The sequence below is a fragment of the Chitinophaga filiformis genome (assembly GCF_900102545.1).
GTDB lineage: Bacteria > Bacteroidota > Bacteroidia > Chitinophagales > Chitinophagaceae > Chitinophaga > Chitinophaga filiformis.
Map to the genome: position 1 here is coordinate 1,082,098 of NZ_FNBN01000002.1, position 13,171 is coordinate 1,095,268.

A 13,171-nucleotide genomic window follows, 5' to 3' on the forward strand; every position below is an offset into this window, starting at 1 on the left:
GTTTGTTAATTAAAAATCAAGGTTAACACCTAAAGAATACACACGTGGACGGGGATAGAACTTATCATCTATACCGCTGAACACTTCCGGATCCTGACCGCTGTATTTAGTGATCACAAATACATTCTGTACGTTGAAGTTCAGGCGTAATCCTACCTTGTCATGCATCAGACGACCGAAGTCATAACCCAGATTGATGTAATCCATGCGGAGGAATGAACCATTTTCCACGTAGTAATCAGACCAGTACTGAGTGGTGGCGAACTTAGTTGCCAACACACTCCTTGACAGATTCGCCAGGTAGTTACTGTTCTGGAAAGTCTTGTAAGATCCGTTATTGGAAGCCTGGTTGTTGTAGATGTAGTTACCGAGGTTGCTGCGCAGGCTGAAACCAAGGTTCCATTTTTTGTAATTGAACTGTGAGTTGAAGCTCAGGTATACCAGCGGATTGGAAGACTTGTAACGGTATTTATCATCAGAAGTGATCGCACCATCACCATTGGTATCTTCATATACACCTTCTATCGGTTTGCCGTTTTTGTCGTACACCTGTTTGTATACATAGAAAGAATTGATCTGGTGTCCTACAGAGTTGATCTGTATCGTGTTGCCCGTACCGCCGCTGATACCGCCGGTAGCAATACCTACAGAAGTATCAGACTTTGCTTTAGACAGGGACAATATTTTGTTCTTGTTGTAAGTGATGTTGAAACCTGCATCCCAGCGGAAGTCTTTGGTTTCTACCGGTGTAGCATTGATGATGAATTCCACACCTCTGTTTTCCAGGCTACCGATGTTGGTGTACAGGGTATTGGTCAGGTTCGTACCAGCAGGTGTAGTTACATCAGCCAGCAGGTCGGTAGTTTTTTTATAGTAGAAGTCTACACTACCGGAGATTCTGTTGTTCAGGAAACCGTAATCCAATGCTACGTTGTAAGTAGCGGTCTGTTCCCATTTAATGTTCTGGTCGTAACCAGCAGCACGTAACGTTTTATAGAAAGCATCCCCCAGTTGGTAAGAAGAGTTTGCATCACCATAAGTATAACGGGACAGCGCTGCATATTCTTTACCAACACCAATGTTCTCCTGACCGGTCACACCGTATCCCAGTCTCAGTTTCAGGTCAGACAGCACTTTGGAATTTTTCAGGAAAGCTTCATCTTTCAGTTTCCATGCAAAAGCTACAGAAGGGAAATTACCCCAGTGGTCACGGAAACGGGAAGTACCATCACGACGCATGGTGAAAGTGAGCAGGTATTTCTCATTGAAGGTATAATTCAAACGGCCGAAGAAAGATACCAGTGTATGCTGTGCTTCGCTGTAGTTACCGGCAGCAGTGGTGGTATCGCCTGCTTCATCCTTTACAGGATAGCCAGGTGTAGCGATGATGAAGTCCTGGTAGGAATAACCCGCCATTACATCCACACGGCTTTTAATTCCCTTCAGGTCTTTGGCATAGTTCAGGTAGAAGTCGAGCAGTTTGTTCTTCATCTCCTGTGAATAATGCTTGTAGGAACCGCCGGTACCATTGTAGTAAGCCAATGCAGCGTATTTAGGAATATTGGTATTACCTTCTCCTTTCTGGTAGTCGTAACCCAGGTTCAGGTTAGCACGCAGTTCAGGCAGGAAGTGGAATTTATAGTCAAACTGGATATTACCGATACTTCTTTTTACTTCGGATTTATCGACCTTCTGTTCCAGCATCGCAAGCGGGTTCTTGGTACCCAGGTCGTAGAGCTTACTGTTGTACAGCCATTCGTAGTAACCACCAAAGTCTTTACCACCGGTGCGTACAGGTTGGGTAGGATCGAAAGCGATAGCCGCATTGATAGCACCCTGGTCAGCGAAACGGTTGTCTGCAAGAGATCCTTTTACGTTCATGTTTATTTTCAGATGATCATCAAATAAACTGGGCGAAAGGTTGATGCTGGCAGATTTTCTTTCCAGGTTGGAAGTTTTCAGGATACCGTCCTGGTTCAGATAGCCTACAGAAATACGGTAAGGCAATTTCTTCCAGGAGCCGCTCAGCGCAAGGTTGTTGTCAGAGCTGAGTGCAGACTGATAGATCTGTTTCTGCCAGTCGGTATTAGCTTTTCCCAGCAGCGCAATCTGTGCAGCCGTACCATTGGCCTTTACCACATCAGTAAACTCACTCGCAGTCAGTACCGGTGAATAGCTGGTTACTTTAGACACTGCGTTGGTAGAGCTGAAGGAAACATGGAATTTATCTCCCAGACGACCTTTCTTCGTGGTGATGATGATCACACCATTGGATGCACGGGAACCATAGATGGCAGTAGCAGAAGCGTCTTTCAGTACGTTGAAGGTCTCAATATCATTCGGATTGATGAGGCTCAGGCCGTTGGACTGTCCGCTCACATTGTTATTATCCAGGGGCACACCATCTACGATGATCAGCGGATCGTTGGTAGCATTCAGTGAAGCACCACCACGTACACGGATGGTACTACCTGCGCCGGGAGCGCCACCATTGGAGGTGATCTGCACACCAGGCACCTTACCGGTGATCAGCTGTTCAGGAGATGATAATGGTCCTTTGTTGAAATCTTTGGTAGAAACAACAGCGATAGCGCCTGTCAGGTCGCTCTTTTTCTGTGTACCATAACCCACCACAACTATCTCGTTCAGGCCTTTGGTATCTGCCTTTAACTGGAAGGTAAGTGGCGCTGTACTGTTGCCTGCATTAACGGGTAGTTCAAAGGTTTCATAACCCATGATACGGGCTACTACGACCATATTGCCGGGAGTAACACCTGTGATGGTGAAGTTACCCTGTGCGTCGGCAGTCGCATTTTTGCTGGTGCCTTTAATGAAGACGGTGGCGCCGGGAATAGGCTGCCCTGTTTCGTCTGTCACTTTTCCGCTAATACTGCCCGATTGTGCATAGGTAAAAAAGGACATCAACACAAAGCACAGCAGAAATACAAAACTGGCAAAGCGTGTTCTTTTCATTGATCGATTGATTAGTTGATAAGAAATTTGTTTCACAATAGTTCGCCGCAGGACCCTTTAAGCAAAAGCTCCCCCCTGTCGAATCCGGCTGGATTCAACGACTATGAATTTTTGTTGTTGCAATGAAACCGGGTACTGAAGTGTCCCTGTTTTCCGTGGCCCGGAAATTATTCCGGAAGTTCAATAGTTACTTTCCGGCGACTTGTCCCTTTTTGTGGAATGACCGGTTACCCTGCCCTCCCTGATGCCGTCGCCCGGACTGTTTAAATGCTGTAATTTTTCTCTACGTAGGATTCATTTGCTTTTGTTTTTCATTTCCGGGAACGTTCCCGGAACGTGGAACACTTTTGCTAAAGTAGAGTATTTCCCGAATAATGTAACATTCCGAAATACTTTTTTTTAAAAAAAAGTTAAAAAATGATAGTGGAAATGCCTGACATGATAAGTCAAACAAAGCTCAATTAATTGAAGTACAGCTAATTAAAAGAAAATCGACATAAAACAAGTGACGAGATACTGCTTTCACTTCCTTTCGATTTTACTCTTCTTCGTTTTCGGGTATTGTTTTTACACCGGTAGAGGATGTTCTGGGGATGAGTTTCGAACTTAAAACGACATGATCATTGACCGGACTATTACCTTCCAGGGCTTTAAAGAGCAGTTGCGCGGCGTTCGTTCCCAGGTCATACGCCGGCTGGGTAATGGTGGATAATGCAGGATTCAGCAAAGAGGCTATTTCCAGGCTGGAGAAGCTGACAATCTTAATATCTTCCGGGATCCGGATACCCAGGTGATGGCATACATAATAGCTGGAGATGGCCAGACGCTCTACAGACGCCAGTAGCCCGTCAGGGCGCCGTTCCGGTAGTACCTTCGACAGGATGGCGAAGTTCTGGTCATAGTCATTGGTGCAATCTATTACCAGCTGTGTGTCGTATTCGATCCCTGCATCTTTCAGGGCATCGCGGTAGCCCTGCATACGAACATTACCGATAGACAGGCTTTTATTGATCACCAGGAATGCTATCTCCTTACAACCCATTTCGATGAGGTGACGGGTAGCGGCAAAACTGCTGTCGTAGTCGTCTGTAGTAACCTTAGGCACATCGATGTCGTCGTATACCCTATCGAAGAACACCAGGGGGATATGTTTGTTATCGAGCCTGTTCAGGTACTGGTGGTCATTTGCCTCCCCGGAAGCCGACATGATAATCCCATCCACACGGCCATTATAGAGCTTATCGATGAACGTTACTTCTTTCTGGTATTCATCATCCGTCACATAGATCAGCGTATGATAGCCCTTTTCCCGCGCCACACGTTCTATGCCGTGGATGGCCTGGGAGAAGAAGTTATTGGCCAGTTCGGGTACGATGATGGCAATTGTCTTGCTCTTCTTTTCCCGCAGGTTACTGGCGTGGTGGTTAGGCTGATAATTGAACTCTTTCGCCATGGAAAGGATCCTGGCCTTTGTTTCAGGATTAATGTCACTGTTGCCCCTGAAGGCCCTGGAAACTGTTGAGGTAGATAAGTTCAGTTTTTCTGCTAACCTTTTGATATCGACGCGGTCCATGCTAAAGTTGTTTAGATAGGCTGAGCGGGCAAATTAGTCAAATTTTGTCGAACGCAGGTGCTGATTTCTGCATCTAAGCAACCTGATACCCGCATTTTCCCATTAAAACATCACAGATTTTCCATCTTTTCCTGACCTGTATCCCTTGTGAGTTCGGTGAAGTTTTTATATCTCCATATCGCTATACCGTCATCTGGATATCACTTTACCGGCATATGTATATCGGTTCGATATAGAAATGACGGTGAAATGATATGGAAATGACGGTATAGCGATATGGAAGTGTAAAAGACGGATGCTATCTACAAGGGTTTCACCCAAAGCAAATACACATGAACATTGTATATATCAGACGGGTTCGTAAGCGCAATAGGATCTTCCGGTGATACCAGGCTGCCCTGTTTTCTAAGTATGCGACCGATAAAGCCACTTACAGTGGTACCACCAGGGCAATAAAAATGTTCACTTTCATAAATCTTGTATTGACGGTGTTAGACTTGATAATGATGTTAGAGATGAGACAAAAAAATCAATCTGCCAGTGATGCTGTTACATTTCTGACAACATGCTGTAACACCTGTTGATTTAAATCTCCGGTGTTATGTTTATATACCAGATTGATGGATATGAGACCATGTACGGTTGCCCACATACCAAAGTATACTGCAGACACCTGTTCCGTGGACTGCTGATCTGCCGGCATGATATGCCTGATCACTTTTACAAACAAGGTGGCAAGCGCTTCCACTTCGGGCATATTACTGTCATCGCAGCATCCCTGGGTACCTATACCAAACATCAGTTGGTACAGTTCCTTTTCTGCGAATGCATAATCCCAGTATGCCGTCCACATGCTTTCCAGCTGCTTCTCCGGCAGATCATGTTCCAGCTGTGCCCTGTGAATATTCCCGGCCAGTTGTGCAAATCCCATTCTGGCGAGGTCCATCAGGATGGCCTCCTTGTTCAGGAAATAGTCATATATCACTGGTGGCGTATGCTCAATCATTTCGGCTATTTTCCGCATGCTTACGGCCTGCCAGCCACGCGCTTTGGCGATGCTCAGTGCAGCTTCCAGAATATTGGTGCGGCTTTCTTCTTTCAGACGAAGCCTTCTTTCTTTAACTCCCATAACAATTATTATTATCGGTTTATTGCCGGCTACCCGGTAAATTTTGTTGTAAAAAGGCATGGGCATCCCTGCTGGTTCCATACGCCTAAGCGTACGGGCCATTCACATGAAGCGCATTCTCATTACTTAAAAACAGACCGTTTAGTCTCTTATGGGAAGAAAAAAAACAGCCATTCTTAAGGCTGTTTACGTTAATAAGGCAAGTTTAGATAAGACTGTACGACGCCAGTTCTTTTTTCATTGCTTTCACTGCTGTCTTCATTGGTAACGGACTACCCGTTACGCGGGACATCATTGTTGCCCCTTCTACTGTTGCAAACATTTTCACCGCCATTTCATCTGCGTTAATAGACGGGGAAAGTTCTCCTGCCTTTACGCCTTCTTTCACAATGCCGGTCAGCATTTTGATGGTCTGGCTGACAACGGATTGCACCTTTTCCCTGATAGCCGGATTCGTATCATCTGCGTCTACGGCAAAGTTCAGGATCGGACATCCGCCATGTATAAAAGAACTATCCAGCGGGTTTGCATTTACTTCTGCAAAAGCAGTCAGCTTTCCTATAGCTGTTTTCTGCTCCTGTATTAAACGGTTTCTGTGAGTTGTCAGTTTGTCGAGCAGGAATTCTGCGCTGGCGTAGGCTAATTCGTCTTTACTCTGAAAATGTCCATAAAGACATCCCTTTGCTACTTTCGATGCCTGCAGGATCTCGTCTATAGAAGTGCCTGCAATCCCTTTCTCGTTAAACAAGTCCGCCGCCTGTTCTATAATGAACTGCTTCGTCCTCTCCGACTTCTTCATTTACGTTAATTTAACCGGCATAAAAATAGACTAAGTAGTCTTATCTGACAAATTTATTTTAAAAAGCCGTCCACCATCAGGTGGACGGCCTTCCCCTTTTTACCACATGGTTATATTATTTGTAACATGACTTATCTTAACGTGGAGTATGCTCAACTGACATACTTGTTTCGAGCGCTGCCTTCAGCTTGTTGTTGGAATCGAGATCAGCATCGATCTTCAACACAAGTTTACCACCGGTGAAGGAGCCTGTAAAGTCTCCGATCTGCAGTTTGGTCATTACAAGGTTCAGGTCAAGTTTCAGTTTACCATCGAAGGTTATACCATCTGTACCGATTGATACATCTTTGCCTGTGGCGGTCAGCTCAACCTTTCCGGTTACCATCACAATAACAGGAATATCAGTTCCGCGCCAGGTGATCCTTCCGTTCATCAGGAAGGCAGGTTTAACTGTATCGCCCTGTACACGTACATACAATTTTACCTGCTGGAAGTTGCCTAAAGGCAACATAATGCTACCCAGTTCAGTGCTGTCGAGGATGTCAATAAACCTGTCACTTTTAACACTCAGGTTAATTTCATCCGGACCATTTTTAGCTTCGAATTTCAGTTCCCTGAATCTTATCTTAATACTATCCCAGGTAAAATCAAATCGAAGCGACGGAAAGGAAGCTACAGACGGATCGTTCATAATTCTGCCGAGACGCTCTTTTCCTGCGGCATCTGCCGCTACTGATCCTGTAGGATTGACTGCCTGGATCTGATAATCAACAGTGGCTTTACCATCTTTCGCTGGTGGTGCCACAGTTTCATCGGAGCTTTGTTTAGAACATGCAGCAAACATTACAGCAACCAGGGTCATAGCTGCGCATAACTGAAAAAAAGATTTTTTCATGAGTTAATTGGTTTAATTGTTTCCAATAAAATAGAGGTAAGAAGGTTTTACAATTCGATATGTTTGCCCCCGGAAATAACAGTAAGTGCTACTGACTCTCTTTGTGACATATGGTTTTAATACGGGTCTTAGCTGGTATTTCAGGTTGGTATCAATCATACAATTTTCGTACCGCAACAACTCATAACAGCATTATTATTAATGCGATAGAAGAGAACTACTCATTTATGGAGCGAGCTATTTATACAGCCAATCTGTTGCGCTGTCACTTTTTACAGACACAGTGTGGAAATATGTCGTTACTTATCACAGTAATAATTTTCCTATCAATGGAAGGGGTTGCCAGTAAGGTCTGATTATTGTGGCAAATCCCGAAAAGGATAACTATGAAGAAATTATCATTCAACTTATTGGTTGACGGAGTTCCATACATGGTGAAAGCGGAACCTTTTTCATTTAATGATGAACAACGTTATAATGTAAGTTTTAATGGCAGCGAGACATACATCTTTGCCTGGGACGAAGACACATTGCGATATGCGCCTATCGGGGACGTAGCAACAGACCTTTCTATGGCGCTGGAACAAGAGATTGCCAGCAGGTTATATGAGGTCACGCCCAGCAGGGAATAAGAACGAATGAAAATAATTCCCTATACCTATTTTTAATAAATTCTTTTTTTTTATCGAACAAAACGAAAACAAGTGCTGTTATCTAACAGTGTAAAAAACTTACTAACTCAAGTAACCGATACTTACATTACCTCCAGACCTCAATTACCAAAACAACTATGAAGAACACCATGCACCACTTAACAATCTATAAAGTATACCATTAAATAACCAGGACATATCCTTACAGATCACTATTGAACCCTGAAGAGGGCGATCTATTCTCATGTCTTTTTATACCTGCTTCCGCCTTCGGCGGATGATCAGTATTTCTTTATCTGATATGTATCACTCATACATATATGTACTTCCATGGCGGATACCGAAAAGCCAGAACAGAGTAGGTAATATATTAAACCATATTTTATGTCAAGCACAGCGCAAGCTCCCAGCCACCCAAAGCAGAGAAAACTGGAAAAGGCCTCTGCATCTACTATCGTCAACGTAATGGTCATCGTTGATAGTGACGCCATTACTGCAGTTTACCCAAAGAACCCTAACGCCAGTAAAGACAATCCCACTGGTCTTAACCATCACGAAGGCATTACCATGTTGTGTAATATCGAGAACTATGTAGGAAATATCGGTAATGACCCTGCTAATCTCGAATTCAAGGCAAATGTGGGCGACTGGGTTTCTTTCCACGCTATGACTGTTTCCGGCAATTCAGAGTCTGCCGTTATTCTCTATGATGTATCATCACTGAATGGTGTCAACGTATTTAATGCTTTCCATGCAACAATGGAAACCAGAACCGGTGCAGTGCTGCCTAATCCTGGAAGTCAGGATGGCCTGCCTCCAACAGTTCAACCGGTGACCTTCTTCTCATACGATAGTAAGGTGGCCAACCAGGGTAAAGAACAACTCAAGATGAAAATTGCCCTGTATACACTGGATGATACAGCAGAAAACCAGGTACTCTACGATTACTTCTGGTGGGATCCACAGATCGATGTACAATAGTCAAGTTTACACCATAGCACATATTGAAAGTTTTATTACAGCAGTCCTGTTTATGCGGGACTGCTTTTTTATATCCGTTGCTGACGGATTTGTTCTATTTTTCCTTCCCCGGGGCATCTAATTTTGATAAAAAAAGATGAAACGGACCATGTACATTATTTTAATCCCACTGCTCCTGTTCCTTATTACTACCGGCTTTAGCACCCGGCATACCGGAGAAGGACAAGCCCTCTATGATCATCACTGTGCCCGCTGCCACGGAGCCGACGGCACAAGGGGAATGTTTGGGGCTAAGAACCTGCAGAAAAGCCTGCTCCCCGATACTGCCATTGCCCTGCAGATCAGAAACGGGAAACGGATTATGCCCCCTTTTAAGAAGAAACTGACACCAGACCAGATCGATGAATTATCTGCTTATATCAAAACCCTTAGAAAACCTGCAATATGACACCTGTAAAAACAACAAACATGCATACCATCTCCCACATTGTATTAATCATTACAGCTACCACCACGGCGCTGATCAGCGGCCTGTTTTATGCATGGTCCTGCTCTGTGGTACCGGGACTGGCCCGGGTATCTGACAGTACCTATCTTGAAGCCATGCAACAGATCAACAGAGCCATTCTGAACCCTGTATTTTTCATGAGCTTCATGGGCACTGCTTTCTTATTACCTTTGAGCACCTGGCTGCATTACGGACCTGAACTGAACGCACGCTTCTGGTTATTACTGCTGGCATCTGTTGTATATCTGGCAGGTACCTTTGGAGTAACTATGTTCGGTAATGTGCCCCTGAATAATGCACTGGATGCCTTTAATCTATCGGCTGCTTCTGTACAGGAGCTGGCGACCCAAAGGGCCCGGTTTGAAGTGCCCTGGAACAATCTGAATATCATCCGCACTGTTGCTGGTGTAATAGCACTTGTGCTGATCGTTCTGGCTTGCCTTAGCCCGGCGGCAGAGACAACACGTCCGCCGGTTGTTTACCGATAGTCTATTAATGCAAAAGGCGCCTCCGTTACAGGAGACGCCTTCGCTATAAATGAATGGGTTAGTCTATTGTCGTAATGCCTCTATCGCGGCAATTGTTTTCGGCAGATCTTTTCCCAGCTTCCTGCTACCATCTGCAGTGATCAGGTAGTTATCTTCTATGCGGATACCTCCGAAATCACGATAAGCAGCCACCGTCTTATAATCTATAAAGTTACTGAGTTTATCTTCAGCTACCCAACGATCTATCAGTTCAGGAATAACATATACACCTGGTTCCACGGTCAGCACAAATCCGGGTTGCAGTTCACGGCCCAGGCGTAGAGACTTCCATCCAAATTCCGTGCTCTTTTTTAACGTATCGGTATAGCCTACATATTGTTCTCCCAGATCTTCCATATCGTGTACGTCCAATCCCATCATATGGCCAAGACCACACTGGAAGAACAAGGTATGTGCACCGGCAGCTACTGCTTCCGCAGGATCACCTTTCATGAGGCCCAGTGCTTTCAACCCTTCTACCAGTTTTATGCTGGCCTGTGTATGTACTTCTTTATATTGTATACCTGGTTTCAGCAGGCCCGCGGCATGATCCAGCGAATCCAATACTACCTGGTATACTTCCCGCTGACGGCTAGTGAACTGTTTACCTACAGGAAAGGTCCTGGTCAGGTCACCTGCATAATGCATCACGTTTTCCGCACCGGCATCACAGAGTATCATATGACCTTCTGCTACCCGGTTGCCATGGAAGTGATTATGCAGGATCTGTCCGTTGATGGTCAGGATAGTAGGATACGATAAACGTCCGCCGGCTGCAAGCGCTGCTTCCTCTACCTTAGCAGCGATCTCATATTCCATCATGCCTGGCTTTGTATACTGTATCGCGGCAAGGTGCATATCAGCGCTGATAGAAACCGCTTTCTCCAGTTCCGCTACTTCGTGTTCATCTTTGATTGCCCGCTGGGAGATGACTGCTTTGATCAGTTCCAGGGAAGCATATTGTTGCAGACCACCAACAGGTTGCTGTAACCATTCTGATAACCTTATCTTGTTCTCAGGACGGTAAGGCGGCAGGATGTGTATACGACGACCGGATGTCTGTGCACTCTTTAATGCATCTGCCAGTTGTGCATAAGGACGTGTTTTTGCTATACTCACTACAGCTGCTAAGTCCTGCAATGAAGGCAATGCGCCTGTCCAGATAATATCGTCTATACCGGCTTCTCTCCCGAAGAGTGTCTCCTCTCCTGTTTCTGTATCCAGTATGACTGCTAATCCCGGAATGTCAATACCAGCATAATAAATAAAGGTGCTGTCCTGGCGGAAAGGATAGGTATTATCCGCATAGTTCATGCTGCTCTCCTCATTCCCCATCAACAGGATGATACCTTTGCCAACCTGCGCTGCGAGCTTTTGTCTGCGCGTACTATAAACGGATTTATCAAACAGATGTAAATGCATAGTCTTATAATCAGCCACGAATTTAGTACTTCGTTGTCTAATTTCGTTTACTCAAAATAAAAAATCAGGCGTTGGCGCTATTGTGCTGCCTTCACTATATTCAGGATCTGCTCATGATAGTAAAAACTCTGTTTAAGATCCATCATATTCCTTGCGATGTTTTCCAGTACAATTAAACTTGTTTTTGAAGCAGGGAAATACACATTCATAGAAATGAAGCCAGGTGCTACACCTGTCATGGCCAGCTCGGGAACAGTGGTCTGCCTTGGAGTAGTAATACCATAACCATAATCTATCGTTCCCAGTGTAAGATGTTCTCTGAAAGCATTTTCCTTCGGAGCGATCATCAGGCGATACGTCTTGTCTGACAACAACTTACCACCATGGAGACTGTTATTCCATCTTACCAGATCATCTCCCGAAGAGATCAATCCGCCTGCGGCGGCAAAAACGTCCAGTATGCTTTCCTCTTTTTGTGGCTGGCCTTCTTTATTGAGTGTATATCCCTGCGCCAGATCTTTGTATTGTTTCGTTCTCGGATGGAAGCTATGCTGCATACCACACTGTTTAAACAATGCCATACAAAGATCAGGGAAAGTCCGGCCGGATGTTTTCTCTACTATTTGTGATAAGAGATCATAACTGATGAAACCATATGCAAACCGGGAACCGGGTGTAAAAGCAAGCGGCTTATCAAGTGCCGTAATACCATGTGTATGTGTTAACAGATGATGGATGGTTACCGTATCAGCCCATTTTTCCGGCAGGTCGGGCAGGTATTTATGAATAGGATCATTCAATTGCAGATGTCCTTTCTCCATCTCCTGTAGTACAATTACAGCTGTGATCTGTTTACTGATGGAACCGATGATAAATTCGGTGTCCCAGTTAACCAGTTGTTTGTTTTCAAAGTTGGCATAACCTGCTGCCTTACTATAGAGCGTTTTCCCTGCCCGGCTGACGACGACCACACCATTAAAAGGAGTTTTAGTACTGGCTGTAAGCAGGGAATCCAGCTTGCGGGAAATGTTTTTCTGTTGTGCAAATAAATTACTGAAAGCACTCAGGAAGGCAATGAGGAAAAGGATGCGCCGGGTCATTGGATTGGATATTTATGCGGTGAGATTTTAATGATATGCAAGTTCGAATTAATTATCAGCATTCGTTCATCTACCGCAAAAAATATTTCTATCAGACGGCATTCGCTTTATATATCACCCGGGTATCCGACCATCTGTCGTACAAACTTCTGCCGTTCCTGTCCAGTAATATACTCAACAGGTACACGAATACAATCACCTGTGGCATTATCAGCAACACCATCACCCATGAAGGGATATTTACGCCCATGCGCTCATAGTAAAATAACCAGTGTAAACCGGCATGCGCTATTTCCCAGGGCAGGAACTTCATCATATTACGGAAGATCACACCAGGAGTACGTTGCAGGGGCTTGTCACAGACCACAATTAAGCCCATGATCCTTTTCCCGGGAGTGGCCTTATAAGGCCCTTTCTCCCAAAGAATAAAACATGTTACAGCGGGTATGGTCAGCGTAAGCACTCCAAGCAATTGTCCTGCAACAGGAGGAAGTACAACATCCGGGAGTCCCACTAACACGGCAATGCCCAATAGCAGCATCGCATATAGTATGATACAGGAATAATCTATGAAAGCGGCCAGGCCGCGGCGGATAATCATTTTCAAAATA

General features: G+C 44.8%; 12 protein-coding genes. 4 read left to right on the top strand and 8 right to left on the bottom strand.

The window, feature by feature from the left end:
* Positions 1-9: 9 nt before the first annotated feature.
* From BLR32_RS10890 to BLR32_RS10910, 5 genes are all read right to left on the bottom strand, one after another.
* A complete protein-coding gene (locus tag BLR32_RS10890) occupies positions 10-2,973 on the bottom strand; it encodes a SusC/RagA family TonB-linked outer membrane protein (RefSeq protein WP_089831500.1) in 2,964 nt (987 codons plus the stop codon).
* A 538-nt stretch (positions 2,974-3,511) separates the two neighbouring features.
* Positions 3,512-4,546, bottom strand: a complete 1,035-nt coding sequence (locus tag BLR32_RS10895) for a LacI family DNA-binding transcriptional regulator (protein WP_089831502.1) — start codon at positions 4,544-4,546, stop codon at positions 3,512-3,514.
* A 529-nt stretch (positions 4,547-5,075) separates the two neighbouring features.
* On the bottom strand, positions 5,076-5,675 hold the full coding sequence (locus tag BLR32_RS10900) for a TetR/AcrR family transcriptional regulator (RefSeq protein ID WP_089832152.1): 600 nt from the start codon (positions 5,673-5,675) through the stop codon (positions 5,076-5,078).
* Positions 5,676-5,880: 205 nt separating this feature from the next.
* On the bottom strand, positions 5,881-6,474 hold the full coding sequence (locus tag BLR32_RS10905) for a TetR/AcrR family transcriptional regulator (RefSeq protein WP_089831504.1): 594 nt from the start codon (positions 6,472-6,474) through the stop codon (positions 5,881-5,883).
* A 136-nt stretch (positions 6,475-6,610) separates the two neighbouring features.
* Positions 6,611-7,369 carry a translocation/assembly module TamB domain-containing protein gene (locus BLR32_RS10910; RefSeq protein WP_089831506.1) on the bottom strand — a complete coding sequence of 253 codons (759 nt, stop codon included), beginning with the start codon at positions 7,367-7,369 and terminating at the stop codon, positions 6,611-6,613.
* Positions 7,370-7,755: 386 nt separating this feature from the next.
* Here BLR32_RS10910 and BLR32_RS10915 point away from each other — a divergent pair, with 386 nt between their 5' ends.
* From BLR32_RS10915 to BLR32_RS10930, 4 genes are all read left to right on the top strand, one after another.
* Positions 7,756-8,001 (top strand): hypothetical protein, encoded by a 246-nt coding sequence (locus tag BLR32_RS10915; protein WP_089831508.1) that lies wholly within the window; start codon positions 7,756-7,758, stop codon positions 7,999-8,001.
* 405 nt (positions 8,002-8,406) lie between these two features.
* Positions 8,407-9,003, top strand: a complete 597-nt coding sequence (locus BLR32_RS10920) for an inclusion body family protein (RefSeq protein ID WP_089831510.1) — start codon at positions 8,407-8,409, stop codon at positions 9,001-9,003.
* 148 nt (positions 9,004-9,151) lie between these two features.
* On the top strand, positions 9,152-9,451 hold the full coding sequence (locus BLR32_RS10925; RefSeq protein ID WP_176842234.1) for a c-type cytochrome: 300 nt from the start codon (positions 9,152-9,154) through the stop codon (positions 9,449-9,451).
* Positions 9,452-9,471: 20 nt separating this feature from the next.
* Positions 9,472-9,999 carry an anthrone oxygenase family protein gene (locus BLR32_RS10930; protein WP_089832154.1) on the top strand — a complete coding sequence of 176 codons (528 nt, stop codon included), beginning with the start codon at positions 9,472-9,474 and terminating at the stop codon, positions 9,997-9,999.
* Positions 10,000-10,062: 63 nt separating this feature from the next.
* Here the strand turns inward: BLR32_RS10930 and BLR32_RS10935 are convergent, their stop codons facing one another.
* The 3 genes from BLR32_RS10935 to BLR32_RS10945 form a co-directional block, all read right to left on the bottom strand.
* On the bottom strand, positions 10,063-11,460 hold the full coding sequence (locus tag BLR32_RS10935; protein WP_089832156.1) for an aminopeptidase P family protein: 1,398 nt from the start codon (positions 11,458-11,460) through the stop codon (positions 10,063-10,065).
* Positions 11,461-11,537: 77 nt separating this feature from the next.
* Positions 11,538-12,560: a serine hydrolase domain-containing protein gene (locus BLR32_RS10940; RefSeq protein WP_089831514.1), complete on the bottom strand. Its 1,023-nt coding sequence runs from the start codon at positions 12,558-12,560 to the stop codon at positions 11,538-11,540.
* Between the two features lie 91 nt (positions 12,561-12,651).
* On the bottom strand, positions 12,652-13,161 hold the full coding sequence (locus tag BLR32_RS10945; RefSeq protein ID WP_089831516.1) for an RDD family protein: 510 nt from the start codon (positions 13,159-13,161) through the stop codon (positions 12,652-12,654).
* Positions 13,162-13,171: the final 10 nt, after the last annotated feature.